Raw genomic sequence first — 25,904 nt, forward strand, 5'->3', positions numbered from 1 at the left:
TACCTGACAGCATACTGTCAGGCATTTTTTATCCATAAATTTTAGGCACAATTAGTAAGATAAGAGAAACTAGTAATAAACCTAAAGCTATTAATCCAACGATAATAAAATGTCGTTTTTTATTCATAGCTACAATGGCGATAAACTCTCTTAAGAAAGCATTAGGTAAATAATAAAAGGCAGTTTTAGAACCAATTCCATCTGCTTTTAAACCAGCCCATCTTGCAAAAATCCCTGCTCGAAAAATATGATAGTTGTTAGAAGAAAAGATAACATTGGCTTTAGATATTGGTTGTTGCAGGATGATTTCTTTTGAAAACTTCATATTTTCTAGGGTTGTTGTAGAATTTGTTTCAACCAAGATATTTTCTTCGGGTATGTTTTGTGTTAGAGCATAATTTTTCATGGCAATCCCTTCAGGAATTTTTTCATCGGGGCCTTGGCCACCTGACATGATAAGTTTTGGCGGTTGTTGATATTTTTCTTGTCTACGATAGAAAGCAATCGCTTTGTCAATTCTTTGTGCCAATAGTGGTGTTACTCGTTCGCCATCAATCAACCCAGCACCTAAAATGATAATAAAATCCTGCTTGAGACGAGGTTGATTAAATTGATATAAAATCGAGACTGTTAAAAAATTTAAAAATACACTCGCAAAATAAATGAATCCTGCAGGTAAAATAGCCATTATGGGACTTAACCATTCTGGAATTCGGTTAGAGATAAAATGATCGTAAATGAGTAAAAACGTCAGTCCAATAGCAGTAATCAAAGTCAAAAGATTAGCCAATGAACGAGATTCACGGCGAAGAACAATCACTGCATTCCAGTACAATAAAATGGTTAATCCAGTTATTCCAAATAAAGTAACTGCCAATAAAATAAATAGTGCACCAAAAATTAATAAAAGTACCATTGAATTATTTGTGCGTATATAGTTAAAAGCTAAATAAATACCGGAAATAATTAAAAAGATGTTAAATAAAAAGCCATTTCTCAAATGAGTTTTTTCATACCGATAGCTCAAAAAGAACAATCCGAAAAATGTGAGAGGAATTATCCAAAAAAAGGAACTTTCCTGAGACTCAATAATGCCTAAATAGACTGATAAATTCAGCAATGTCCAACTACCCCAATAAAAAAATTGCTGAGAGTCTTGTTTATTTTTCTGCCATAAATATAAGATTCCCATCCCCGATATATAAGGAACCATAAAAGTTAATACCTGTCTAATATCCATTCCATCCCTCCGTTCAATAATTAGTATAGCGAACTTTGTCAGATAAATCTTGTATTATTTTTGTTCGCTCAAAAAAGAAAAATCCGTTACAATAGAAGAGAAGGAAGTCATTTTCTACTAAATGACTTAACTAGAATAAGATCTACATCGAAAGAGGAGGAATTTTTTGTGGAGATTGGTGAAGTGATTCGTAAAATATTACCAGAATTTACCGTAATTGGAAAAGAAGGAAAAGGACTTGCTTCTGAGGGTGGTTCGTGGGTACCTACACTATGGGAACTAGCAACAGAACATTTTGAAGATCTTGCAGAAGTAGCGGGAGACGTTGATATCGAACCTGTTCAGTTATGGGGATTGATGAGTGACGAAATCTCGTGGTTAGATCCTTGGCAAGAGACAGGGAGATATTTAGCGGGGATGCAACTACCGCCAGAAGTAGAGACTCCTGAAGGATGGACTAGATGGGTGATACCAGAAATGGAATATTTGGTAGTTAAAACCAATGAAGCTAATTTGGAAACAATGACTCAAAAAATGTTTGAAGAGATTTTACCTCAACAAGGAGTTGCTTTAGTTGCAGCAATTCAAGAACATTACTTACCAGAATTTACTGCTGGAGAAGTAGAATTATATTTCCCAATTAACATTTTATAGAAAGAATACCCGGATGAGAGAGATTGCCTTGAAAAAAGCATCTTATCGTCCGGGTATTTTTTGTATTTAATTAATTAAACCAACCACTTACTGTTGTATAAAGACTACGATATAAACGAACAAAGAAATTCACTCTTTCAACTTCTTGCGTGGTTTGAATAGCACCCATAAGAGTGGTTTGATCATCTTCTTCTAAATAACCTAATGAGTCATCAAGATTAACCTCGAAAGTTCCTACGGATGTTCCTTGAGCAATCGGTGCTTGAAGTTCTCCATCAGTTAATAAATTCTCCATTAGCTCAACAGTAAATGTTAGAGTTTCGGAATCTACTGATGTAGGAAACCAAGCTGTCAATGCTTGAGCTGCAATGACAGGAACAGAAGGCTCTTTTCCTTCATGAACTGGAGCTACAGGAAAATCAGGTACAGTATCTCCGGCTGCAATAATTTCTTCTTGTCGCCAATTGTCGTAACTATAATCCATGAGACGAGCTGTTTCTGTGAAGCGAGCAGCAGGATCATCTTCATGATTGGTAGCATTTAGTACCACAGTAATAATTCGTTGACCATCTTTAGTCATTGTTCCAACAAAACAAGCACCTGCTAAATCGGTAGTGCCTGTTTTCAATCCATCGACACCATCTTTAGGAAAGTGGCTTTCTGGCAACAACCAATTCCAATTTTCCATTTCTACTGGCGAATAAGTATGCTTACCAAATACTTTAGTGTGGGTAGCAGCCACTTCTAGTATATGAGGGAAATCTTGAATTAAATGACGCGCAACAATGGCTAATTCACGAGCTGTTAAAAGATTTTCATCGTCTTCTTGAGAGCCTGGGTAAAGAGTTGTCAAGTATTCGTTGTTTAAACCTGAACTGTTTACAATTTGGGCGTCTTGAATACCCCATTCAGCTAGCTGTGCTTTCATCATGTCAACAAAAGCCGCCTCTGAACCAGCGATACGAATAGCTAAAGCCATAATTGAGGCATTAGCAGATTGAATCATAGTGGAATCGTAAAGTTCTTGAACAGTATAAGTAAATTCTGGATATAAAGGGACGTTTGAAAGTAATGGGTGGGTACTTAAGGCAGCGACTTCTTCATCGATCGTAATTTCTTCATCCCAAGACAGTCGACCTTCAGCCACTTCTTTTTCAACTAAATAAATACTAATTAATTTGGTAATGGAGGCAATCCCCATTTTTTCGTCTCCGTTTTGATTGTAAAAAATCTTTCCAGTTTCCACATCAACAGACAAGGCTGCTTTTGCTTCGATTTGGAAATCAGTTTCTTCGGCAAAAACTGTAACTAATGGCAAAAAGTTGCTCATTAAAAAAAATAATCCCATCAATAAGGGAAGTAGGCGTTTTTTATTCACTCTTTCGTCTCCTTTATGTAGTTTCAACTACAGAGTGTAACAAAGACTACACAAGGTTTCAATAGTTAGGCGATAACTCAAAGAAAAAAAGAAGGAATGATTCTATTAATTATCTTTGGAGAAGAAATTTCAAAAACTCCCAGTCCAGTTGTCCAGAAAAATTCTCATTTTTATAAGAGACATATTAAACAGCCTAGAATATCCTAACTATGAGTAGTTGGATTTTCTAGGCTGTTTGAAAATTATAGTCAATGGATCTTGTTTGAATGTGACTGTGTTTTAACAGGAACTTTGACTTTGGTATCTTGTTGTAAGACTTGATAAGCAAGAACTGTTAAACCAATTAGCAATATACATAACGCAAATATTGAAAACAGAGAAACAAATGTTGCTGCCATAAACACTCCTTCTTTCTAAATATATTTGAACGTGGACGATGGGAATCGAACCCACACCTTAATATATAAATAAGTACCCCTTATTTAACGGAACACCTTGTTCATCCACAATAAATTAAATTCTAGTTAAAGAAAACGAAGTATCTTCAGTTTCGTCATAAAAAGAAAAGTGATCTTCCTTTTTTTCGAAGGCAATTTCATAACCCATTGAATCGATAAAAGCTAATCGATTATCTGATTGATATAGGACAGTATCAGCTTCTAGTTTGTCTTGAATATGCACTTGTAAGTCTTTGGTAACTGTTAATTTGATAGGCCGTTTATGCTTATCGTAGTACATCCAATTCCCAATAAATACTTGCTTTTTAACTTCCGTCTTTTTCCGATGAATGAGTACTGAGCCAATGATTCCTGTAAACAAGGAAGCGCCCAGAATAAACATTCTTTTTTTCAAAGAATCACTTCCGATCTTTAATGAATTCATACTATTATTATATCATGGGAAGAATGAAAATATCTCGCAGGAAGATTGGATTTTTCAAGAAGTTTTTGTGATTATGTGTTAAACTTTTGCTATGCATAGATAGAGAAAAGGAGCCCTTATGAACTATTCAGCCGTGCAATCTGCTTATTTTTTGACTCGCGATAATCGCTTTATCGCTAGCTGTCGTCTAAAAGAAACAAATGAAATTGTGACAGTGCATGTAATAAATACAGTAAGAAGCAAAGAACTCTTACTTTCTAATGCTTTAGTTGCTTTAGAATATTGTCCAAGTCCAAAGCGAAAAACAAGTTATGACTTAATTGCAGTAAAAAAAGATAACGATTGGTATAATATAGATAGTCAAGCTCCTAATCAACTAGTGTCAGATGGAATAAAAGAAAAAAAGATTCTTTTACCCCATTTAAAAGGATCAATTGATTATTTGAAACGAGAGGTTGTCTTCCAACATTCGACTTTCGATTTTTATTTTGAAACCACACAAGGTGAAAAAGGATTTATAGAAGTGAAAGGCATGACTTGGAAAATCAAAAAGTAGGTGCTTTTCCAGATGCACCTACAGTTCGAGGATTAAAACATGTCAATGAATTGAACCTCGCTCAAAAAGAAGGTTTTCATTGCTACGTGCTTTTTGTAGCAAAATTTGAAAACTTAGAAATTGCTACGATTCATACGACAATGCAACCAAAGCTATACCAAGCAATGAAGTTTGCCAAAGAAAATAGTGTAGAAGTGTTAACCTATGCCTGTAAAGTAACACCTAGAAAAATTGATATTCATCAACCAATTCCTTTCGATTTAGAAAAAGAATTTATTGATCCAAATTTATAGAAAAGAGGGAAATACTATGATTAATTTAGGGATTATTGGAACAAACTGGATTACCCATCAATTTGTTGATGCGGCTTTAGATTCAGGGAAATATGCATTAAGTGCAGTTTATTCAAGAAAAATAGAAACAGCACAAGAATTTGCTTGTAAACATTATGGAGAAATTGCTTGTGAGACAGAATTAGAAGATTTCTTGACTACACCAAGACTAGATGTTGTGTATATTGCTTCACCAAATAGCTTGCATTTTGGTCAAGCCAAAGCAGCGATTCAAGCAGGGAAACACGTGATTGTAGAAAAACCCGCATTTTCCACACCAAAAGAAATGGCTGAAATTATCGCTTTATCAAAAGAAAACAAAGTGTTTTTCTTTGAAGCAGCTCGAAACGTTCATGAAGAAAGTTTTAAAGTAATCAAAGAATCCTTGCCTGAACCAAAACACATTATTGGGGCTAATTTTAGTTATATGAAGTATTCTTCTCGATATGACCAAGTATTAGAGGGCCAAGAACCTAATATCTTTTCTCCACGTTTTTCAGGTGGCTCATTGGCTGATTTAGGTGTATATCCTATCTATGCAGCATTAGGTTGGTTTGGGAAACCTCAAGAGGTGCATCATTTTGCTCGTAAGATTGCGACCGGTGTAGATGGAATTGGAACAGCTATTTTACGCTATGAAAACTATGATGTTACGATTCAACATGGAAAAATTGGTAACTCTGCTTTGCCTTCAGAAATTTATTTCGACAATGGAACACTTTATCTGAACGCGATTAACGCAATTGAAAAAGCAAAATTAGAGATTCGCGGTGAAGAAACGGTTGAACTAGAAGTGACTGCTAAAGCTAATCCGATGATTGAAGAAGCGATTAATTTTGCGGAAATCATTCAAGATCCAGATAATGCTGAAAACCAAGCACGTTATCAAGAATTGCTTGATTTAGCAAGAGATGTTAATGAAGTATTATATGAACTAAGAACACAAGCAGGCGTGCATTATGCCGCTGATGAAGAATAGAGGAACGAAAAAAGATGTTTGAAAATAATTTGCCGGAAAAATGGCAAAATCGATGGACAGAAGAGGGATTTACTGCCCCTTCTGTCATTCAAGAGAAAGTATATCAACCACTATTAGCTGGTGAGAATCTAGTAGGAATTTCGCCAACTGGTTCAGGGAAAACCTTAGCGTATCTTTTACCGACTTTAGCCAAAGTTATTCCAGGAGAAGGCAATCAACTACTTGTATTAACTTCTTCTCAAGAATTGGGTATCCAAGTAGCAGAAGTTGCTAGAGTTTGGGGAAGAGAACTAGACTTAAATGTTCAACCGATCATTGGAGGAGCAAATGTTAAGCGACAAATTGAAAAACTGAAAGCCAAACCAGAAGTTTTAATTGGGACACCTGGACGAGTAGTCGAACTGATTAAGCAGAAAAAAATTAAAGCGCATTTGCTTCAAACAGTTATTTTTGATGAAGCAGATCAATTATTTTTACCAGGAACTAGTGAATTAGTAGAAGAAATTATAAAAAGTTTCCAACAGGAGTTACAGTACGCCTTCTTTTCAGCAACAGCGGATCAAGCGTTGCCGGCGATTGAAAAGGTTGTACCGAATATCTTTGTTTATGATGTAACAAAGGAAGACCGTAGCAAAGGTGAAGTTAAACATTATTATTTAGTCTATCCAGCCCGACGAACAGTAGATGCTTTGCGTCGTTTTGCTCACTTGAAAGACTTTCAAGGATTGGTGTTTTTTAATCAACTCCAAGATTTAGGCAGTGCAGAAGAAAAGTTACTCTTTCATCAACTTCCAGTCGCTTCTTTAGCTTCTGATCAATCCAAAGAGTTAAGAAGAATGGCATTAGAACTATTTAAACAAGGAAAAATTGTTGAACTATTAACAACAGATGTTGCTTCAAGAGGAATTGATATTAATGAATTACCTTTTGTCATCAATCATGAAGTACCTCTGACTAAAGAAAGCTATTTGCATCGCTCTGGTCGTGTCGGTCGAATGGGAGCTTCTGGGGAAGTTATTACCTTGGTTCAAGACAACACCCTATCTTACCTAAAAAAAATAGCTAAAGAATTAGACATCACTATAGAAGAAGTCTTTTTACATGGCGGTGCTTTACACACAGAACGTCCAGAAAAAGAAGAACGAGAAGTTGTGAGAGAGTCAAAAGCTAAACCAAAAGTAAAAGAGCTTCGACCGATTGAAAAGCCGATGAAAAAAAATAAAAAGCGCAAGAAGGATCAAAAAAATAAAGGAGCTCGAAAAAGAAAAGACTAATGATGAGGGAGGTGTGTCATGTTCTCTAGAAAAGATGAAATCTTACAGACGATTGAATTACACAAAAATGGCTTGACTGCAGCAGAAGTCGCAGACATTTTACAAATGGATCGAAGTAATGCGAGTCGCTATTTAAGTGAGCTGTTTAAAGAAGATAAAATTGCCAAAAAAAGTGGTCGCCCCGTCATCTATCAACCAACTTCTGATGAACAAATACACGTAGATGCTTCCACTGATATTAGTTTTGATACCTTGGTAGGAGCGAATGCTTCATTGAAAGTTAGTATCCAACAGGCGAAAGCAGCTATTTTGTATCCGCCAAGAGGTTTGCATACCATTATTTTTGGTGAAACTGGAACAGGTAAGTCCATGTTCGCTGAATGTATGTATCATTTTGCGATGCAATCAAAAGTTTTAAAAAAAGATGCTCCCTTTGTTTCTTTTAATTGTGCGGATTACGCACAGAACCCTCAATTATTATTTGGACATATTTTTGGGATTCGTAAAGGAGCCTATACTGGAGCAAGTGAAGATTCTCCAGGATTAATTGCGAAAGCTGATGGAGGCATTTTATTTTTAGACGAAATTCATCGTATGCCTCCTGAAGGACAAGAGATGCTTTTCACTTTTATTGATAAAGGAATGTATCGACCGTTAGGAGAAAGTAGTCAAACCTATGAAGCTTCAGTACAAATCATTGGAGCGACAACTGAATCATCGGAAAGCTTTTTAACAACCTTTAACCGACGTATTCCAATGGCAATCACACTCCCTAACTTGACCTCACGTTCATTAGATGAGCGGTATGAAATTATTTCATTATTTATCAAACAAGAAGCCAATCGATTAAATCAAGGAATTCAAGTAGAAAAAGATGCAATTTTATCTTTTATGCTTTATGATGCGGAGGCAAATATCGGACAAATCAAGCGAGATTTGAAATTGGTTTGTGCAAAAGCTTTTTTACGATACCGTACTCACAAGCAAAATAATTTGATGATTCGAAAACGAGATTGTTCATTACAAGTTCAAAAAGGATTATTAAAAGTCAAGGAGATGTCTGATCGTCTGGAACGTTTTTTAGAAGGGAAGGGAGATTACTTAACCTTCGAACCAGGGGAACCAGATGTTGTTTGGTCACAAGATCCCGAACGTAATATGCAAGTCTATAACGATATAGAAGAAAAAGTGGCAACTTTAAGCCAAACTGGTGTGGAAAGTGTCGATTTAGAAAAATTGATTTCACGAGATGTAGATGCTTATTTTGAAGCTTATGTGGAAGAATTAACTCAAACACCTGTACACAAGAACCTAATTCCTCAAAAGGTTTGGCAATTAACGAATCAGTTATATGATATTGCTGAAAAAGAATTGGATCGGAAATACAATGAAAAAGCTCGTTTTGCCTTTGCTTTACATTTACAAAGCACCTTGGATCGAATCAATGATGGACATATGATTGTCCATCCTGATTTAAATACTGTACGCAAACAATTGAAGTCAGAATTTCAAGTGGCTCTTGATTTATCGTCTTTAATTGAAGATGAATGTGACATAGAAATTCCATTTGATGAAATAGGGTTCATTAGTATGTTTTTATCCATTCAAGTGGGTGATTTCGAACCATTACCTATCAACAAAGTAGCAATTGTTGTTTTGATGCATGGGTGTGGGACTGCTAGTAGTATGCTAGAAACCGCACAAGAATTATTAGGTACAACAACAGGTCACGCGATGAATATGTCTTTAGATACAGAAGTGAAAGTTATGTATGATCAATTATTAGAATATGTAACAGAAAATAAAGTTAAGTTATCTAATGGTTTGTTGCTTTTGACTGATATGGGATCATTGAATTCTTTTGCCAATTTAATTTATGAAGAAACAGGTATTCGAACTAAAGCGATCTCAATGACTAGTACGATGATTGTAATTGAAGCTTTACGAATGTCAGATTCTGGTCGTAGTTTAGAAGATATGTATCAAAATATTCAGATGTCCTTTGAATCAATTGTCCGTGAGCAATTTAGAAGCACACAAGAAGCGAAAGGTTCCAAAAAGGCCATTGTTGTTACTTGTTTTACCGGAGAAGGAGTTGCAGCGAAATTGTACCAACGAATTTCTCCAATTGTGGATGAATCAAAAGTTGAAATTATTCAAATGCAATTTATCGAACGAGAAACATTTAAGAAACATATCGATGGTTTGCTAGAAGAATACGAGATAAAAGCCATTGCTGGAACAGTTGAGGTAGATTATCAAAATATTCCTTTCTTCTCAGCATATGATGTTTTTGATGATGAAAAACTAAATGTTTTAAAACGAATTGTCGGAGATGAAGTACCGATTGAATCTATTGTAGATTCCTTGAGAGATACCTTAGTGAATATTCGCTCACTAGGTAACTTAATCAAAGACTTACAACAAGCCGTACATCAAATTCAGAATCAGTTACATTTAGTTGTAGAACCTAGTGTCGAAGCAGGCTTGATTATTCATTTAGCATTTTTAGTGGAAAGCTTATTGAAAGACGAAGAAACACGTCGTTTCCCAGATCTTGTGGAGTTTCAACGCCAATATAGATTGGAAGCTGATCAAGTTCGAACTATTTTAATGCCTATTGAACGGAACAACTATGTGCGAATTTCAGAAGACGAAATAGCCTTCTTATTAAAAGCCTTTATTGAAAATCACATCGAAAGTGTGTCTGATACTTACACAGTTAATTAAGTGTGTAAACACAAATGAGTTAGTGTGTAAATATTTGATATAGACCAAAAGCTGATTTATCAACTTTTGGTCTATATTATTTTTGGCACACTTCTTGCTTTATAGTTAAGTGTAAAGATTAAACAGTAAGGGAGTGAAAAAAATGGCTCAAAAAACAATCATGTTAGTTTGTTCTGCGGGAATGAGTACTAGCTTATTGGTTACTAAAATGCAAAAGGCAGCAGAAGACAAAGGAATTAGTGCGGATATCTTTGCGGTATCAGCTTCTGAAGCTGATCAGCATTTAGAATCAAAAAACGTTGATGTTCTTTTATTAGGACCTCAAGTTCGCTTTATGAAAACTCAGTTTGAACAAAAATTAGCACCGAAAGGAATTCCTTTGGACATCATCAATATGGCAGATTACGGTATGATGAATGGGGAAAAAGTTTTAGCTCAAGCGGAAAGCTTGATGAAGTAAAAAAATGGAGGGTACAAAGATGGATGAACAAAATTTAGAAGCAATCATGGGTTTGATTATGTATGGAGGAAATGCGAAAAGTGACGCAATGGAAGCAATTGCTGCAGCAAAAGCAGGTGATTTTGAATTAGCAGATCAAAAAGTCAAAGATGCTGAAGCCTCTTTAGTAGAAGCTCATCATTCCCAAACTGGTTTACTTACGCAAGAAGCACAAGGCAACCATATGACGGTTACTTTACTAACTGTTCATTCTCAAGATCATTTGATGACTTCAATTGCATTTACCGATCTAGCTAAAGAAATTATTGATGTTTACCGACGTATTGAAGAAAAATAAAATTTGAATTCATAGCTACTTTGAACGGATAGCAAGTTGGTAATAGACACACTACTTTTATGAACTTATAGGAGGAACACAAAATGGAAGCATTATCAGGATGGTTAGAAAGACACGTCTTACCTATCGCAGCCAAAGTTGGCTCACAAAAACATTTAGTCGCAATTCGTGACGCATTTATCAGTATGATGCCTGTTACAATGGCAGGAGCAATTGCTGTATTGTTAAACGCCTTTGTTCGTGATTTCCCAGGAGCATATATCAAATCTGGTGCACTTTACAACGAAGCAGAAGGAATCAACGTTATTACAAAATTCTTCCAACCATTAATCGCAGTTAATGGTTTGGTATGGACAGGTACTTTAGCTATTATGGCGGTTGTATTCGCTGCTTCATTGGGTTATAACCTTGCTAAGGCCTACAATGTGGATGGATTATCAGGAGCTTTAGTTTCATTATCAGCATTTATTATGGGTATTCCACAGTCAGCTAGCTTGTCTTTAACTTTAGGTGAAACATTACCAACAGAAGCAGTCGATATCATTAACAATGCTGGTTGGACTGTAGACGGAACAACAATTAGTGCTGGTGGTTGGGGTTACTTCCCATTTGGTGCTTACATGGGCGGTACAGGATTATTTACCGCATTGATTTTTGGTTTCATTTCAGTAGTTATTTTTGCTAAACTAATGAACAAAAACATTATTATCAAAATGCCTGATTCAGTGCCACCAGCAGTAGCTCGTGCATTTGCAGCGATTATTCCAGGTTTAGCAGGTTTATTCGCCTCAGGTTTAGTTTACTACTTATTCGAAAGATTTGTAGGTATGCCAATCATTGACTGGATTTCAACATCTATTCAAGCACCTTTATTAGGTTTATCTCAAGGTTACCTAGCAGTATTTATTATCGTATTGTTAGTTCACGTTTTATGGTTCTTTGGTTTACATGGTACTAATATTATGGGACCAGTATTACAAACTGTATACGGTGTAGCAATGGTTGAAAACACAAATGCTTACCAATTAGGTGAACAAGTACCTTATCAATGGGTTGCAGGTTCATTTGAAGCCTTTGTTTGGCCGGGTGGTGCCGGAGTAACGTTGATGTTGTTAGTAGCAATCATCATTTTCTCTAAACGTGCAGATTACAAAACAATCGGGAATTTAGCTATCGGACCTGGTATCTTTAACATTAATGAACCAGTTATGTTCGGTTTACCAATTGTATTGAATCCATTGTTCATGATTCCGTTTATCTTAGCTCCAATTGTAACAGCAACAATAGCTTACACTGCAACTATGATTGGTTGGGTAGCACCAGTAGTGGTAAATGTTCCATGGGTAATGCCAGCTGTTTTAAGTGGATTTTTAGCAACAGGTGGTGACTGGAGAGCGATTATTCTAACACTTATTAACTTAGCAGTAGCTTTAGTTATCTGGGCACCATTTATTATTGCCGCAAACAGAATCGATCCAGCGAATCAAGATTAATCATTAACTTCTAGCTGGGTGGCTACCACCCAGCTAGTAAGTTATAATAAAGAAAGCAGGTATCATTTATTAAGATTAGGAGAATTTATATGATTACAATTAATTCAGCAATGCAACAAGAGAATATTAAAGCATTATTAGCAGCTATCGATCAAGATGGTATTACTTATACATTCAAAGAGAAAAAAGGAATTGCTTTGGTTTTTGACGTAACAGGAGATAAAGAAGCAGCTATTCGTTTAGCTAAAGATGCTATCAAAGCAGAAGATTGGGGTCGCGTATTATATTTTAACGTAGTTTAAGATGCTATAATAAATAGGAACAGGTGAATAAAATGGTAAAGAATGGTTTAGCAATTATAACTTTAGGTTTGCTCTTTTTCATATTTAGTGCCAATGCTAGAACCGGTGATTATAATTGGCCGAATATCATTGTCTCTGTTTTCTTTATTATCATTGGAATCGTCGTCTTTAAAATAGGCAATCGAAGAGAAAAAGAAAAGAAAGCTGAGGATAAAAAGCATGGAAATCGTTAAAAAATTACAAGTTCCAGCTGATTTTTTCTATCAAAAAGTGATCGAATCAGTTATTTATGAAGTGCAAGATACCACTGGCAGAACCTTAAATGAGTCACAATTAGCGGGTTTCGAATATGTAAAAAAATACAACGATAAAACTAGTGCGACAATCAAAATAGAATCGGCTAAAACCAATGAAAATTACGCCTTTCGCACATTAACGACTCGTAATGATTTTCATGTAGAATATCAAATTACGGCAATTGATGAAACAAGTTGTGAAGTTAAATATACTGAAAAAATGAATTCGAACGGGTGGATTCAAAGTATGAATGACATGGTTGTTGGCTCAGTGCTAGGATTTTTAAAGAAACGTCAATTTAAACGTATGTTAACGATGATAGAAGAAATGTATTAAAGGGTCAGTAGGGCTCTTTTTTGCGTTTTACATATAAAATTTATTGAGGTGATTATTTTTGAGACAGACAAATAATGAAAAAGCTTTTGAGTTAGCCCAATACGCTTTCCGATTTAACAAGGATCAAAAAACGCAAAATCGATTTAATTTTTTATTGGATCATTCCAAACATTACGCTTCTTTTGATGGAGAAATTTTGGCTAGTCAAGTGATAGCCACTCCTCTTAAAATTCAATTTTTCCAAGAAACGTTTGATATGATGGGGATTGGTTTTGTTTCTTCAGATCCTTCTTTTCGTGGAGAAGGTCGAATTGATCAACTGATGAGGAAAATTTTACAAGATTGTCGAGAAAATAATGTATTGTTTTCTTATTTAGCACCTTTTTCTTATCCTTTTTATAGAAGATATGGCTACGAATTAATTTTTGAACGAATTGCTTATCAAGTTCCTAGTCATGAATGGCCAGATAGTCCTAAAGTTACTGGTTATGTTCGACGAAAACCATGGACGGCTTGTCAGTCTACTATCAAAAAACTTTATCAAAGCTCTTCAAAGAATAAACATGGAGGAGTACAGCGAGAAGATTGGTGGTTAGAATACAAATATCATTTACCAGAAAGTTTTGATTTTGCTATTTATTACAATTCACAGGACAACGCTCAAGGTTATTTAATCTATCAAGTAAAAGACGATATTTTTTCTTGTGTGGAGTGGGTTTATTTAACAGGAGAAGCATACAAAGGATTAAATCGTTATATCGCTTCCCACAAAGATTCAACTAAAGAAATTCATTATGAACACGGATACGATAAAAATAACCATTTCTTTCTACAAGCAAAGCCATTATCAAAAGCTAGTATTCGACCGGAAATGATGGCAAGAATTGTTGATGTTGAAGCTTTTCTAGAAGTATATCCTTTTGAAAATTTAGAAAAACCTTTTGCAATTGTGATCGAAGAAGATTTGTATGCTCCATGGAATCAAGGTGTGTTTGAAATTGATCAGTCTGGAATAGTTTCAAAAGTCGATACAACTAAACTTCCTAAACTAACGACAGATATTCAACGATTTACACAATTATTTTTAGGTTATCAATCGATCGAAGAACTGAGCTTTCACGAACTCATTCAAATAGATAAAGAGATAGGTCCGTCAATTGCTAAAATTTTACCCACACAAGTTCCCGTATTGGAAGATTATTTCTAAAAAAAACCACTTCATTGAGTAGTCGATGAAGTGGTTTTATCTTTGTGAAATTCGCGTTGAGTTAGTAGGCAATGATTTGAGCTTCTGGATTAAAAAAGTGTACCAATGCTAAATCTATGCACTAAAAAATAGGAAAAAATGGAAAACCCAAAAATGGATTCCTTCTTGCCTATTGGTAAAGTTAGCGATAAAATAGAAGAAGTCATTTTAGTCCTCTTAGTTTAATGGATAAAACAAGAACCTCCTAAGCGGTTGTTGGGGCACACGCCCAATTCTTTCCTGTCCCAGTACCTCAGTAGGATAGAGGGACCGCCTCCTAAGCGGTACGTCGCAGGTTCAATTCCTGTCTGGGACGTTTTTTATCACGTCAGAAGCCTGTTGATATAAGGTTTCTGACTTTTTGTATTTTGGGAATAATTAAATAGATGAGCTTATAAAGTGTTAGCAGAACACCCGCCTTTTTCATTTTTTTCAATTGAAATTTGCTAACACTTTTTTTATTTTCGGGAAATTTAGGTATTTTTTGCTAACACTGCTAACACTTTTTTTGCTGAAAGGAGAGCAACCCCCTTTGCTAACACTCCGAAATTGCCGAATTTAACAATTTTTCTTTCGCTTCTGGAGATAAATTTTTAAGCAAGGCCAATAACTTCTCCTCATCATTTATCGGATCATCAAGAGGTGCTGCTTTCAAATTGTCATAGAATTCGTCATCTAATTTCTTCGCATTGAAGCGTCGGTCTTCATCAACGATTTCTGAATACACGTCGGTGACCATTTCTGCTTCCGCATGACCCGTATCGCCTTGAACCGATTTAATATCGCCATTGGTTATCTTTAGCTTATATTTGGTGCTTAAATGACGGAGACTGTGAAAGACAACGACTTCGAGGTCATTTTCCTCACACAAGAGCTGGAATCGATTGCGGATAATCCGGCTTTCAACTGGATTACCATTTTCTAAGGCAATAACAAGCCCATAGTCGTGATAGTCCTCGCCTAAAAATTCCTTTAATTCCGCTTGATCTTTTTTATATTGGACTAAGGACAGTGCCAAAGTCTTTGGCAGCCAGACCGTGCGATTACTTGATTCTGTTTTAGGCGTTTTCAAAACTAAGCGGGTGGTGCAATGTGGTTTATGCGTCGGAAAAACTTTGAGAATCTCTTTGTCTTTAAGTTTCTGCATAGCTGAATAAGAAGTTCGAGCCAGTTCTTTATTAACAATCACACGAGCATTCCCATTTTCGATCGATTCCTCATCGATGATCACGTCCTCCCAGGAAAAGCCTGTGATCTCGCCAATGCGTAGAGAACAGGAGAAAGCCAGATGCATGCATAAGAGAAGTAAATCGTCTTCTGCAAGGTTTATGGCCTTTTTAAAGGTATTAATATCCCATACCTTCCGCTTTGCCCTGATCAATTTTGGCAAAGTCGCAAGCGAAGCAGGATTTCTCATTTTTGTATCCAAGTATTCCCATTTGATCGCCTGATTTAAAGCATAGCGGATAATATCGTGAATCTTCTTGATATTCGCTGGCTGAACACAGCGGTCGGTCTTTTTACGATTGGCTCTGGGAACTTCTGGAACACTCAGCAGTTGAATATAATACTGTGAAAGAACTTTAGTCGTGATATCCGTTAACTTCATTTTGCCAATCAAAGGATTAATATAATTACGAATGGTACCGACTTTACCGCTGTAAGTATTGGTCGACCACTTTGAGACACCATAAACATTGACAAAAATCTCGAGAAATTCACTTAAAGTAATCTCACTGTCTGAGGCTTTTGATTCTGCTATTGATTTTTTCTGTTGGATGATGGCTTGTTCTTCCAAAGGAACAAGCGTATAACCGTTTTTCTGCTGATAATACTCAATAAAAGACTTTCGAGCTTTGGCTTCTTTTTTTGTATACATGCTATCCCATTTCTGTTTCCGTTTTCCCTCAGGATCAAGATACCAATAGATAACTGAAAATTTGGTTTTTCTTTGTTTAATTGTTGCCATGACTATCTCTCCTTAAATGATTGTGGATTCAACCATTTATCGAAAGAGGATTTAGATACTCGAATCATTCTGCATACGCGAATGGAATGAAATTCTTGTCGTCTGATCAGCTGTTAGACGGATTTCTTACTGATGTCCAGAATAGAGGCAATCTCATCAACAGTATATGTTTTCTTATTGCAAGGGGGCGTACCCACAGTGTTTTTATCTTTAGCAATCATAAAATTAAATAGCTCCTTTCTTTGCGTCATTAAGATAAGGAAAGCACTGCTTCTAACATCTTCATCTTAACAGGATGATTCAGTTTTGAATATAACTGTTTGCAGTGCTTTGCCTTATCTTATGAATTGAAAAGCAATCGTTACAATGAATTCATGATCTAGACGGTCGAGGAAGACCCACAGAAATTTTATCTCTTCTCATACGCGGAGAGCTACCCAATGCGGTGAAGCGTTCAAGGTAGGTGTATCATTATCTCAATTTACGTTTCATGGCTTTCTCAAATCCCTACAATGAGAATTTTTACTCAAATGAACTCGCTCGTTTCTGTTAGAAAGTCTTGGCGGATTTGGTAAAATAGCTCCACATAAATTGAACGTACCTAATCATGTTATGTAGTTTTCAAAGGACAAATAAGCAGAAGTGAATTGTAAGTCTTATCAAGTGACTAATATCTTTTCACACTAAGTACCAATCAGAAGGTGAAAAACTTGCACTTCTAGCGAAATTTTTTGAGCTTATTAACAAAAACTAAAGAAATTCTGAAAGTAAAAGCTAAAATTTCAAAGTTCAAATACCGTTCACACTATAACCCGACGACAAAAGAAAAAATGACGGAAATTTTGAATGAAACTTTTAACTCTTGATAGGATTCAATAATTTCACCTAACGGGGACGACATAATCATTGAATCTTAAATTTAAGAATTTCGGTTATCAGACAGGTTTCAAGTAGTTAAAATCAGAAGGATAGTGATTCACACTTTCAAATTGACTGACAACATAATCATCTAGTTCTGAAAAAAATAAATTCACTTTTAGAGAGACGACTCAAATATTTTAGGAAACATTTGCGTTTGTTTTCGATAGGTCTTTTATAGATATAGTCAAATTGCATCCCAATTCTAGTTTAAAATTGGGAAGAGCTCATTTTTGTCTACATCTCCTTTCATAATATAACCCAACACAAAAAGTCAAAATGACGGAATTTTTCAAAAAAAGTCCCATTAAATCAATATGGAATAACTTCTTTCCATGAAAAATTCCCTTTTGAATAGAACTAAAAATCTAGGTATGAGCTTGAATGAAATTCAACACTTCATCAATGATAATCAGCTTGATATTCAGATGTTTATTGAAGAAGAAAAAAGAAGAGTTAAAAGGGCGATTACAGATTTACAGTTAAGTTTGATGCACTTATCTAGATTAAGGGAGAAGTTAGAAAAGGATCTAGAGATAACGCCAACAGTTCTAACATTTTTTTCAAAGATGGATAACAAAGAAGATCTTCAAAAATCATACACGGATAGACTACCGAAGAATATTGATAAAATTCCAGCATTTAATGCATACGAATGGCGTATGTTTGTGAAAGATTTAAGTTTTTGTTTCGAAAAAGATTTACCGGTGACTCAAAAGAAAATGATTAAGTGTATTTTATATTGGAAAAAAGAAGTTTTGAATAGACAAGAAGTGACCCAGCCGTTGATAGAATTTGTGGAAAATTTTATAAACAAAATTTCACTAGTGTTGCATAAAAACATTTTAGAATATTCTGAAAAGTCGGTTTTCTGAAAATAGGTCAAAAGAAACTGTGCTGACGCAGAGGATGACTTTTTCCAGAAAATTTTTTACTTGTTATTCAACTGAAAACCAAAAGTAACGAACCATTTTTCCTCTTTCTCAGGTGGGAATTAACTTTTCAACCCAACATTCAAAGGGCCGAAATAGTAAATAACGAAAGAAACGTTTGATTTGGAACACCGATTTTTTCGTTTTCGTCTCCAATTTGACGAGAAACGTAAGGAGAGCGGAAATCATGGTTAAAATCAACTGACTCTGCACGCCTTTTTCACTTTGAGAAAAGAACGTTTTACTGGTCATGTGTTGTTTGATGTGTTTGAAAAACAATTCGATTTGCCAACGAGCGTGATACATATCGGAAATCTCTTTTGAAGAGACGTCCATTCGATTGGTAATAAATTGAAATTCACGTCCACTTTTATCTTGAATAGTAACTAGTCGGAAATTTGCGGTCAGATAGGTTTTAGAACCTAAACGAACGAGCTCATCTCGTAGAATTTCTGCTTCCGACGATTTCTCCAGGGGGTCTATCACGTGAACGTTGGTATTTTTCTTGATCCGAGTGACGAAGAAATAGCCGTCCCAATGCATCTGATCCATTTTTTCAAAATCTAAGTAGCCACGGTCAAAAACGTAGGTCGCTTCAGGTTTGTTCACCAGCAAGGGTAGTTGATTGACATCATGTTCACGAGCATTCGTTAAGGTAAAATCAGTAGGATACATCGTAGTATCATCCATATAACAGTAGTTTAAGTGCAATTTAATCCCTGACTTGGTTTTCCGAAAAGTCGCCCATTTGTGGCGATTGAGACTCAGAGAAAACGTACTGGAATCAATTAGATACAGACTATTTCGCTTAGTTGGCTTGATTTGATGTTGGACTTTTTCTAACAGTTGTTGGAAAATTTCCTCTAATATTTTGGGTTCAAGGGCATTAAAGGCACGAGACAATTGGGAATGACTAATGGTTGTCACATCGGTTTCAACTTGAAGGGATTCGTTGATAAGAGACGTGCTCAAGTCACGCAAGCTCTCTTTTTCTTCGTTAATGCCGTAGAGAAAAAGCTTCAAGACGGATTCAAAAAAAAGCTTTTTACGATACGCATTGTAGTGAATAACAAATTTTTTTGAGTAAACAGAAAGATTTTCTAAATTTATGGCAGAAAACCATTTATTAAATGCAGAATTTGTTTTATACTTATCCATGCTTTGGTCCTTTTTATTGGTCTTGGATAAGTCATCCAAGTGCTAGTATAAAGGATTTTTTTGTTTCATGGAATAGGTTATAATTTTAATGCAACACTAGTGACAAAATTTAAGTAATACTTTAGGAATGACAGAAGATCTCTATAAATTTTTAATTAAACGCATCAATGAATATGATAAATAAGGGTAACATTCGTTCATTTCAGTGAAGAACAGTTACTTTTTTAGCCACCATGATTGGTTTTAAAATTGTGTCACCACTGAAGGATATAGTTTAATGAGTCATGGGTACTTCCAAAAGTTACTAATTACTTTGGGCTTATCAAGTTGTGTGAAGACTACAATGTTTCTTTTAGTAACATGCATTAGGATGCTTATTTTCTAGTAAAAAAGGAATGTCAACTATTCGTAAAAAGTTGACATCAAAAAAATTCAATCAAAGGTTGTTATATCAACATTTTCAAGCTTTTTTTGTTTATTTGTTTTGTATTTCTACCCCCCTGTTAGATATAGGGGGTAAACGAAAAGTTGACGCGAAAAACGCGCCAACTTTTAAACAGCCAAAACCGGGATTTTATGCTTCGCACAACCCGGCTTTGACTGTTAAGTATGACTTTTGAGAAACTATTTTTTTAATTTGTACTTTAGTAGAAAAACTTCTAAACTAAATTTGCTAAAGATTTCTATTGAAGTTGCTAAACTATTTTTCAGGAAACTCGAAAATTGTTTCAATGGGAACATTGAGAACTCGTGAAATATCGATGGCTAGCTTTAGGGATGGATTATATTTAGCAGATTCCAGTCGGATAATAGTTTCACGGCGGACACCGACTTGATTGGCCAAGTCTTCTTGGGTAAGTTCTGCAAGCTGACGGTATTTTTTTAAATGACTAGTGTATTGTTCCATTCTCTAATTCACTCCCACTATTGTTTTTCATAGTACCAAAATGACAAAGCATAGGTAATGAAAGTAATACCCCAACCTAAAGCAGCAATTATAAGAATAGTCACACGTGAAATATCAAATAAAACAATGCCTGTTCCTACGATAAATAAAGTAATGGTTGGAACAAATAGGGTAGCGGCTTGTGCTTTTAAACGATTTTCAAAATAACGTTCGTCGGGCATTTCAGCTGCCAACTTGGCAGTAAAATACACGCTAAAAAATGCCAGAAAACTAAAATTGAATAAGTCGTTGATATTGTGAGTAAAAAAATAACGAAAACCCAACAAACCGAAAAAGCCGAACAACCAGATGAAACGAATATACTTTCGTCGGGTATACTTTTTATTACTTAGTTTAAGATGAGACATGTTACAGACCTCCTGATAATGTTGATAAAATGATTGCAAATAGTATCATAATCACCGGCACGATATACTTTCGTGGATGATGCCATAAGTCACTTTCTACTTTCCAATCAAGTAATGGAAATTTCATTTCCAAAGTAACTGTTAGTAACGAACTGGTAATTGAAAACAGTAAGGAATTTAAGACCATGACCGAAGAGAATGGCCCAATTATCATTTGCCAGCTGACCAATAAAATTATACATGAAACGATGTTTACAAAAAAGAGAAAATTCGCATATGGTAAGAGGATTTTTTTTGTCTGTCTTGGCAGAGCTCGTATTTGATGATATAAATCTTTATCACTCGACAAAATGATGCCTAAAGGCGTATTTAGGCACATAAATACAAATCCAAAGGACATAAAATTGGAAGGCAAATAATGTCCAGCCATTAGTGAAAACAAGACTCCAAAAAGCCATATCATCAGTGTATTTATAATATATCTTTTATTGCTTATCAAGTATCTTAAAATATAAAAAATAAAATTATCTCTTGTATGTTCAATGATATCCTTACTACTTTCTTTTTTTTCAGTGTGTATAGCAAAAGGAAAGATGAGAAATCCACTAATAAAGAAACACGCTATCATACCAATCAAATTAGATGGATAAAAATGACTGACCGCCAAATAAACAATCAATAAGGTACCTACTTTTGTAAGAAAGATGTATAAAGTCGTGGTCAGAAAAACAGCTGAGTAAAATTTTATAGGATCTTCCGGTAACATCAGCTGCCCCTGTAGGTTTTCGATTGTCGTGTCAGCAGATAGAACTTGAATAAAACCTCCAATCGTCAGAAAAGCCGTTGTCAGATAAAGAACCGTTGGACTGATCATTAGCTCAATTCCAGAGGTATGTATTCCTGCAAAGAGAATAACCCAAAGGATAAGGTTTCTGGGCAAACGTTCATACTTTGCGCCCATAAAGTTTTTCATATTAATTTTAAGTATTCTTAACATGAAGAGCCTCCCGGATGATGTCCTCGTTAATTTGCTGGTCTTTAAACTCCCTGTCAATCTGTCCTTTTTTTAAGACAAGAACTCGATCAGCCGTTAAGCAGATACTTTCTAAAATATGAGAAGAGAACAGAACGGTTCCAATTGTGCGGTAATTGTTGATTAAGTCATAAAGATATTCAGTACTTTGAAAATCCAATCCGTTTACTGGCTCATCAAGAAATAGAAAAGGAGGACAGAGGGCAAACCCAGTGATTAGAAAAACTTTTTTTCTATTTCCGGTAGATAAATCACGAATCAACTTATTCTGATAATTAGTAAAGTTAAAACCTAGCAGCAAATTTTCTTTTTTTTGTAAATCGATTTTTTTGTCATATGAATCGAAAACGTGCTGAAAATACTCATTGAAAGTATAATACTGGAATGAATTATCTTCTGAAAACACAGTATAACGAGTCTTTTTAAAATTACGATCGGAGTAGTTTATTCCACCTGTATAGTTCTTGTGTACTCCGGATAGAGTATTAATCAAGGTGGTTTTCCCAGCACCATTCAATCCTATAAGTCCAACTACTTCATTAGTAGAAAGATTCAAAGTTAAATGATCAATGATAGGTTTTCCTTTTTGGTACCAGATGGTTAAATCTTTGAAAGATAAGCAACTATCCATAATTTAAACTATCCTTCCTTATTTTGTTTGAATGCAGAATAGAGAAACACCGCACCAATTATAAGCGACAAAGCACTGTACCACCAAGACAGGTTTTCACTGACTAAGTTAAGTATCCCCACAATAATCCAAATTAGCCCAATAATTATTCGAAAAAATTTTTTACTCATAACAATCATATCCTTTCTTAGTGATATATTTGCAACTTTATATTACAAATATATCACTTTTTGTGAAGAGTTCAAGTGAAAAGTTTAATAATTTTTGCTTTAAATAAAAAATAAAAGTTGGCCTAATAATTGTGCCAACTTTAATCAACGTCGATTGTAAAATTAAGCTAGACAACTAAAAAGATCATTTGTGCTACACTCAAAATAGTTCCGACCAAAGAATTATTAAAGAGTGAGTACAAATGACCTACACCCATCTTACAACAGACGACTGGTAATCATAGAGTCTTATTTCAAAAATAATCAATCCGTTGCCAAAACTGCGCAATGCTTAGGACGTGCGCGACAAACGATTCATAACGTGTATCAATTTTTGAAAACTGGTGCTACGATACTGAACTACTATCAACAATACAAAGAAAACAAAAAACGCTGCGGTAGACGCTCGATTGCTTTACCAGAGGAACAAAAAGAATATGTTCAAAAGAGGGTTGTTCAAGGGTGGACACCGGATGTGATTGTCGGCCGCTCGGAAATGAAACTTGATTGTTCAGTCCGTACACTGTATCGAATGTTTCAAACTGGCGCATTTAATGTGCGTGATTTGCCTATGAAAGGCAAACGAAAACCAAATGGACACCAAGAAAAACGTGGGAAACAAGCTTTTCGGCGCAGTATACATGAGCGCATCAAGGAGCATCCAGAATTTGAAAACGAGTTTGGCCATCTTGAAGGAGACACTATTGTCGGTCGAAAACACAAAAGTGCTGTTATTACATTGGTGGAACGTTTGTCAAAAGTGATTATTACATTGAAGCCAGCCGGTAGACAGGCAATGGACATTGAAAATCGAATTAATCATTGGTTTCAAATGGATCCTAAACATCTGTTTAAATCAATTACGTTTGACTGTGGGAAAGAATTTTCAAATTGGAAAGCTATGGGAAATCAAAATGATATTGATATTTATTTTGCGGATCCAGGCACCCCGTCACAACGCGCTCTAAATGAACATTCAAATGGATTATTACGTCGTGATGGATTAGTTAAAGCCATGGACTTCAATGAAGTATCAGAATCATTTATTCAAGCTGTTGCTTCCAAACGAAATCACATCCCAAGAAAATCTCTAAAGTATCAAACACCGATGGAAATATTTTTGAGAAATATAAAACCAGATGATTTGTCTAACTTAATTTGACAAATGAAATTATTAAAAGATATGAATGATTTATTAGCTTTGGAAAATCAGAGAGATACAAAAACGGCTTTTCTTATCCAAAATGCGATGTTTTATGTAGATGATGCTTACTTTGCAGCTCAAATAGAATCAGGTAGTGAAAATAAAGAGTGCTAAGAGTGGGTGAATTAATGATATTTTCGGTGAAAGTGACTCCATCTGATTATGAAGAAATAGAGTGTTTGTTGATTAATGCTGATAGTGTTGAAACAGCTTTGTATTTAGCTGAAAAAGAAGTGAAAGAGAATAATGAGTATTTAGGTATAGAAATAGAACCGAATTTTAACATAGAAGAAGTTGTTCTGAAAAATAATAAAGTATTAGCCACTGTGATTAACTGGTAGTATAGTCAACATGTCATTTATCTTATAAGTAAAAACTTCACGCCTTTATCATCAGCGTGGAGTACATAAAGTTTTTAAAATAAAATTTACCACAATATATTGTAGCATACCTCATGTAAATTATAGATAAATCCCATTAAAACACTATATATGGTGTTTTTGACTAGAAACACAAGGTTTGACATTTTTATTTATCCGAAGTATTATTTCGTTAGTAGATCTAGCTCATACCGTCCGCGGTTGGGCATTTTTTTTTAGGGAGAAAAGCTAATGAATGCTAGAAAGAGTATCGCTGATAACCGTCCATTCAAGACAATAGATGATCAAATATTAGGGTTAAAAAGTAGAGGTTTAATAATCGAAAATGTTAGTCACACTAGAGATGTATTGTTGAAAAATAATTATTATTGTGTGATAAACGGCTATAAAAAACCGTTTTTAAAGTTAGATAATAACAGTAAATGTGTTATACCTGAGGAGTATAATGAAAAAACTAGATTTTCAGAAATATATAACCTTTATAAAATGGATAAAGAACTCCGGAGTACATTGTTGAATGTTATTTTGAGTTTTGAAAATAAGATGAAGGCACTAGTTTCCTATCAATTTTCTCTCCAACATCCAGAAAAGTATAGTTATTTACATTATTCGAATTATTCAGATAATCCCAATGATCTTTCTGATGTTCTAAAGAATATTCAAAAACTCTCGAATAAAATTGAAGTACATAAAACAAAGAAATATGATAATGCGATTAAACATTATATTAACAGACACAGTAATGTTCCTCTCTGGGTTTTGTCTAATTTTTTAACATTTGGAGAACTGCAGTACTTATTTTTATCTTTGGAAGATAAAGTAAAAAACGATGTTGCTAAAGTAGTTAGTATAGATTTTCAAAAAGAAACTAAATCGGTCGAGAAAATTGATATTGAAGAGTTGAAGATGATATTAAAAACAGCAAACCTCTTTAGAAATGTATGTGCTCATGATGAGGTTTTATATAATTACAAAATGGGTAAGAAAATAAAATCTAGGATATTTATAAAATATTTTGATGATAACCGAAGTTTCAATCCTTCTTCTGGATTGAAGGATTGCGATGCAACCCTATTTGTTATGATTTCACTCTTGAAATTAGTGTTATCTAATAAAGAATTTAGGGAGCTTATCAGAAATATTGATCGAATTTTCAAAACTTATCATAATAAATTTAACTCTGTGGATTTTAAAATAATTATGGCAGAAATGGGGTTCTCTCCGAATTGGAAAGACCAGTTAAAAATAAAAGTATAGCTCCATCCACACTTGGATAGGGCTTATTTTTTTGTGCCAAATTTTGTGCCAAAAATAATTGCAACACCAAGAAACGTATAGCTATTAAATTGCAATATAAAAGAAGAAACTTGCTTTTTAGCAACGTAAATTAGCTAAATGTACATAATGAAGTTTGTAGGGGACGTTTAAAAAGGATCATCAACCTTGAATTATATGAGGGAGACGATCCTTTTTGTTAATTTTCTTCTAAAATTCCACCAAAAAATCTTCCACTACTTTCGCAAATAAAAAAGATTGCTCTGTATTTAATTCATGTTTACCATTGGTGATGAGATATAATTGGCTATTTGGAATTAGACTAGCTAATTCTTTGGCTGAGGGTAAATTAGGTTGATCTTTTTCTCCGCAGATAATAAGTGTT

Annotated in this window: 25 protein-coding genes, 1 tRNA gene and 2 pseudogenes; 18 read left to right on the top strand and 10 right to left on the bottom strand. The window is 34.8% G+C overall.

The features are described from left to right. Positions 1–28: 28 nt before the first annotated feature. On the bottom strand, positions 29–1,240 hold the full coding sequence (locus tag AC4BBX_RS00450) for a YdcF family protein (protein ID WP_490454526.1): 1,212 nt from the start codon (positions 1,238–1,240) through the stop codon (positions 29–31). Positions 1,241–1,408: 168 nt separating this feature from the next. On the opposite strand from AC4BBX_RS00450, the gene AC4BBX_RS00455 reads away from it, so the two are divergent. Continuing rightward, positions 1,409–1,894 (top strand): GyrI-like domain-containing protein, encoded by a 486-nt coding sequence (locus AC4BBX_RS00455; protein ID WP_490454527.1) that lies wholly within the window; start codon positions 1,409–1,411, stop codon positions 1,892–1,894. A gap of 70 nt (positions 1,895–1,964) precedes the next feature. Here the strand turns inward: AC4BBX_RS00455 and AC4BBX_RS00460 are convergent, their stop codons facing one another. The 3 genes from AC4BBX_RS00460 to AC4BBX_RS00470 form a co-directional block, all read right to left on the bottom strand. Beyond that, the gene (locus AC4BBX_RS00460; protein ID WP_490455730.1) at positions 1,965–3,242 is read right to left on the bottom strand and encodes a serine hydrolase; all 1,278 of its coding nucleotides are present in this window, start codon (positions 3,240–3,242) and stop codon (positions 1,965–1,967) included. Between the two features lie 278 nt (positions 3,243–3,520). Beyond that, positions 3,521–3,670, bottom strand: coding sequence for a hypothetical protein (locus AC4BBX_RS00465; RefSeq protein ID WP_490454528.1), 150 nt, complete (start codon positions 3,668–3,670; stop codon positions 3,521–3,523). Between the two features lie 115 nt (positions 3,671–3,785). Beyond that, complete coding sequence (locus AC4BBX_RS00470; protein ID WP_490454529.1) at positions 3,786–4,124, bottom strand: DUF4828 domain-containing protein; 339 nt, start codon at positions 4,122–4,124, stop codon at positions 3,786–3,788. 148 nt (positions 4,125–4,272) lie between these two features. Between AC4BBX_RS00470 and sfsA the strand changes: the two are divergent. From sfsA to AC4BBX_RS00530, 12 genes and pseudogenes are all read left to right on the top strand, one after another. Further along, positions 4,273–5,003 (top strand): annotated as a pseudogene (sfsA, locus tag AC4BBX_RS00475) (DNA/RNA nuclease SfsA). 16 nt (positions 5,004–5,019) lie between these two features. Then, positions 5,020–6,021, top strand: coding sequence for a Gfo/Idh/MocA family protein (locus AC4BBX_RS00480; RefSeq protein WP_490454530.1), 1,002 nt, complete (start codon positions 5,020–5,022; stop codon positions 6,019–6,021). 14 nt (positions 6,022–6,035) lie between these two features. Next, positions 6,036–7,295: a DEAD/DEAH box helicase gene (locus AC4BBX_RS00485; protein WP_490454531.1), complete on the top strand. Its 1,260-nt coding sequence runs from the start codon at positions 6,036–6,038 to the stop codon at positions 7,293–7,295. Between the two features lie 18 nt (positions 7,296–7,313). Next, on the top strand, positions 7,314–10,025 hold the full coding sequence (locus AC4BBX_RS00490; RefSeq protein ID WP_490454532.1) for a sigma-54-dependent transcriptional regulator: 2,712 nt from the start codon (positions 7,314–7,316) through the stop codon (positions 10,023–10,025). A gap of 142 nt (positions 10,026–10,167) precedes the next feature. Further along, on the top strand, positions 10,168–10,485 hold the full coding sequence (locus tag AC4BBX_RS00495) for a PTS sugar transporter subunit IIB (RefSeq protein WP_490454533.1): 318 nt from the start codon (positions 10,168–10,170) through the stop codon (positions 10,483–10,485). A 19-nt stretch (positions 10,486–10,504) separates the two neighbouring features. Then, complete coding sequence (locus AC4BBX_RS00500; protein ID WP_490454534.1) at positions 10,505–10,822, top strand: PTS lactose/cellobiose transporter subunit IIA; 318 nt, start codon at positions 10,505–10,507, stop codon at positions 10,820–10,822. An 83-nt stretch (positions 10,823–10,905) separates the two neighbouring features. Continuing rightward, a complete protein-coding gene (locus AC4BBX_RS00505) occupies positions 10,906–12,315 on the top strand; it encodes a PTS sugar transporter subunit IIC (protein ID WP_490454535.1) in 1,410 nt (469 codons plus the stop codon). A gap of 89 nt (positions 12,316–12,404) precedes the next feature. After that, entirely contained in the window at positions 12,405–12,617 is a 213-nt protein-coding gene (locus tag AC4BBX_RS00510; RefSeq protein ID WP_490454536.1) for a hypothetical protein, read from the top strand. Positions 12,618–12,649: 32 nt separating this feature from the next. Beyond that, on the top strand, positions 12,650–12,850 hold the full coding sequence (locus tag AC4BBX_RS00515; protein ID WP_490454537.1) for a hypothetical protein: 201 nt from the start codon (positions 12,650–12,652) through the stop codon (positions 12,848–12,850). Beyond that, a complete protein-coding gene (locus AC4BBX_RS00520; protein ID WP_490454538.1) occupies positions 12,837–13,250 on the top strand; it encodes a DUF3284 domain-containing protein in 414 nt (137 codons plus the stop codon). Before AC4BBX_RS00515 ends, AC4BBX_RS00520 begins: the two co-directional genes overlap by 14 nt. A 58-nt stretch (positions 13,251–13,308) precedes the next feature. Continuing rightward, positions 13,309–14,457, top strand: a complete 1,149-nt coding sequence (locus AC4BBX_RS00525) for a GNAT family N-acetyltransferase (protein WP_490454539.1) — start codon at positions 13,309–13,311, stop codon at positions 14,455–14,457. A 281-nt stretch (positions 14,458–14,738) separates the two neighbouring features. Further along, a tRNA-Arg gene (locus AC4BBX_RS00530) sits at positions 14,739–14,812 on the top strand. Positions 14,813–15,031: 219 nt separating this feature from the next. On the opposite strand, the gene AC4BBX_RS00535 is transcribed toward AC4BBX_RS00530, so the two are convergent. Next, positions 15,032–16,465, bottom strand: a complete 1,434-nt coding sequence (locus AC4BBX_RS00535; RefSeq protein ID WP_490454540.1) for a tyrosine-type recombinase/integrase — start codon at positions 16,463–16,465, stop codon at positions 15,032–15,034. 1,298 nt (positions 16,466–17,763) lie between these two features. Here AC4BBX_RS00535 and AC4BBX_RS00540 point away from each other — a divergent pair. Beyond that, a complete protein-coding gene (locus AC4BBX_RS00540; protein WP_490454541.1) occupies positions 17,764–18,258 on the top strand; it encodes a hypothetical protein in 495 nt (164 codons plus the stop codon). 108 nt (positions 18,259–18,366) lie between these two features. Here the strand turns inward: AC4BBX_RS00540 and AC4BBX_RS00545 are convergent, their stop codons facing one another. The 5 genes from AC4BBX_RS00545 to AC4BBX_RS00565 form a co-directional block, all read right to left on the bottom strand. After that, positions 18,367–19,473, bottom strand: a complete 1,107-nt coding sequence (locus AC4BBX_RS00545; RefSeq protein WP_313628041.1) for an IS4 family transposase — start codon at positions 19,471–19,473, stop codon at positions 18,367–18,369. A 700-nt stretch (positions 19,474–20,173) separates the two neighbouring features. Then, positions 20,174–20,380 carry a helix-turn-helix transcriptional regulator gene (locus AC4BBX_RS00550; RefSeq protein WP_490454542.1) on the bottom strand — a complete coding sequence of 69 codons (207 nt, stop codon included), beginning with the start codon at positions 20,378–20,380 and terminating at the stop codon, positions 20,174–20,176. 17 nt (positions 20,381–20,397) lie between these two features. Further along, complete coding sequence (locus tag AC4BBX_RS00555) at positions 20,398–20,787, bottom strand: DUF2178 domain-containing protein (RefSeq protein WP_490454543.1); 390 nt, start codon at positions 20,785–20,787, stop codon at positions 20,398–20,400. A 1-nt stretch (position 20,788) separates the two neighbouring features. Continuing rightward, positions 20,789–21,784, bottom strand: coding sequence for a hypothetical protein (locus AC4BBX_RS00560; RefSeq protein ID WP_490454544.1), 996 nt, complete (start codon positions 21,782–21,784; stop codon positions 20,789–20,791). Then, positions 21,768–22,451, bottom strand: a complete 684-nt coding sequence (locus tag AC4BBX_RS00565; RefSeq protein WP_490454545.1) for an ATP-binding cassette domain-containing protein — start codon at positions 22,449–22,451, stop codon at positions 21,768–21,770. Before AC4BBX_RS00565 ends, AC4BBX_RS00560 begins: the two co-directional genes overlap by 17 nt. Positions 22,452–22,863: 412 nt before the next feature. On the opposite strand from AC4BBX_RS00565, the pseudogene AC4BBX_RS00570 reads away from it, so the two are divergent. From AC4BBX_RS00570 to AC4BBX_RS00585, 4 genes and pseudogenes are all read left to right on the top strand, one after another. Continuing rightward, positions 22,864–23,822 (top strand): annotated as a pseudogene (locus tag AC4BBX_RS00570) (IS30 family transposase). Positions 23,823–23,825: 3 nt separating this feature from the next. Next, positions 23,826–23,978, top strand: coding sequence for a hypothetical protein (locus tag AC4BBX_RS00575; protein ID WP_490454546.1), 153 nt, complete (start codon positions 23,826–23,828; stop codon positions 23,976–23,978). A 2-nt stretch (positions 23,979–23,980) separates the two neighbouring features. Continuing rightward, positions 23,981–24,205, top strand: a complete 225-nt coding sequence (locus AC4BBX_RS00580) for a hypothetical protein (protein WP_490454547.1) — start codon at positions 23,981–23,983, stop codon at positions 24,203–24,205. 270 nt (positions 24,206–24,475) lie between these two features. After that, entirely contained in the window at positions 24,476–25,501 is a 1,026-nt protein-coding gene (locus tag AC4BBX_RS00585; protein ID WP_490454548.1) for an Abi family protein, read from the top strand. Positions 25,502–25,904: the final 403 nt, after the last annotated feature.

The organism is Enterococcus sp. AMC1157 (genome assembly GCF_058216555.1).

What these genes read in the sequence shown, in the direction of transcription:
- AC4BBX_RS00450 (WP_490454526.1), bottom strand. Translation starts at nt 1,240, where the DNA reads ATGGATATTAGACAGGTATTAACTTTTATGGTTCCTTATATATCGGGG.
- AC4BBX_RS00460 (WP_490455730.1), bottom strand. Translation starts at nt 3,242, where the DNA reads ATGGGATTATTTTTTTTAATGAGCAACTTTTTGCCATTAGTTACAGTT.
- AC4BBX_RS00465 (WP_490454528.1), bottom strand. Translation starts at nt 3,670, where the DNA reads ATGGCAGCAACATTTGTTTCTCTGTTTTCAATATTTGCGTTATGTATA.
- AC4BBX_RS00480 (WP_490454530.1), top strand. Translation starts at nt 5,020, where the DNA reads ATGATTAATTTAGGGATTATTGGAACAAACTGGATTACCCATCAATTT.
- AC4BBX_RS00485 (WP_490454531.1), top strand. Translation starts at nt 6,036, where the DNA reads ATGTTTGAAAATAATTTGCCGGAAAAATGGCAAAATCGATGGACAGAA.
- AC4BBX_RS00490 (WP_490454532.1), top strand. Translation starts at nt 7,314, where the DNA reads ATGTTCTCTAGAAAAGATGAAATCTTACAGACGATTGAATTACACAAA.
- AC4BBX_RS00495 (WP_490454533.1), top strand. Translation starts at nt 10,168, where the DNA reads ATGGCTCAAAAAACAATCATGTTAGTTTGTTCTGCGGGAATGAGTACT.
- AC4BBX_RS00500 (WP_490454534.1), top strand. Translation starts at nt 10,505, where the DNA reads ATGGATGAACAAAATTTAGAAGCAATCATGGGTTTGATTATGTATGGA.
- AC4BBX_RS00505 (WP_490454535.1), top strand. Translation starts at nt 10,906, where the DNA reads ATGGAAGCATTATCAGGATGGTTAGAAAGACACGTCTTACCTATCGCA.
- AC4BBX_RS00510 (WP_490454536.1), top strand. Translation starts at nt 12,405, where the DNA reads ATGATTACAATTAATTCAGCAATGCAACAAGAGAATATTAAAGCATTA.
- AC4BBX_RS00515 (WP_490454537.1), top strand. Translation starts at nt 12,650, where the DNA reads ATGGTAAAGAATGGTTTAGCAATTATAACTTTAGGTTTGCTCTTTTTC.
- AC4BBX_RS00520 (WP_490454538.1), top strand. Translation starts at nt 12,837, where the DNA reads ATGGAAATCGTTAAAAAATTACAAGTTCCAGCTGATTTTTTCTATCAA.
- AC4BBX_RS00535 (WP_490454540.1), bottom strand. Translation starts at nt 16,465, where the DNA reads ATGGCAACAATTAAACAAAGAAAAACCAAATTTTCAGTTATCTATTGG.
- AC4BBX_RS00545 (WP_313628041.1), bottom strand. Translation starts at nt 19,473, where the DNA reads ATGGATAAGTATAAAACAAATTCTGCATTTAATAAATGGTTTTCTGCC.
- AC4BBX_RS00550 (WP_490454542.1), bottom strand. Translation starts at nt 20,380, where the DNA reads ATGGAACAATACACTAGTCATTTAAAAAAATACCGTCAGCTTGCAGAA.
- AC4BBX_RS00555 (WP_490454543.1), bottom strand. Translation starts at nt 20,787, where the DNA reads ATGTCTCATCTTAAACTAAGTAATAAAAAGTATACCCGACGAAAGTAT.
- AC4BBX_RS00560 (WP_490454544.1), bottom strand. Translation starts at nt 21,784, where the DNA reads ATGTTAAGAATACTTAAAATTAATATGAAAAACTTTATGGGCGCAAAG.
- AC4BBX_RS00565 (WP_490454545.1), bottom strand. Translation starts at nt 22,451, where the DNA reads ATGGATAGTTGCTTATCTTTCAAAGATTTAACCATCTGGTACCAAAAA.
- AC4BBX_RS00575 (WP_490454546.1), top strand. Translation starts at nt 23,826, where the DNA reads ATGAAATTATTAAAAGATATGAATGATTTATTAGCTTTGGAAAATCAG.
- AC4BBX_RS00585 (WP_490454548.1), top strand. Translation starts at nt 24,476, where the DNA reads ATGAATGCTAGAAAGAGTATCGCTGATAACCGTCCATTCAAGACAATA.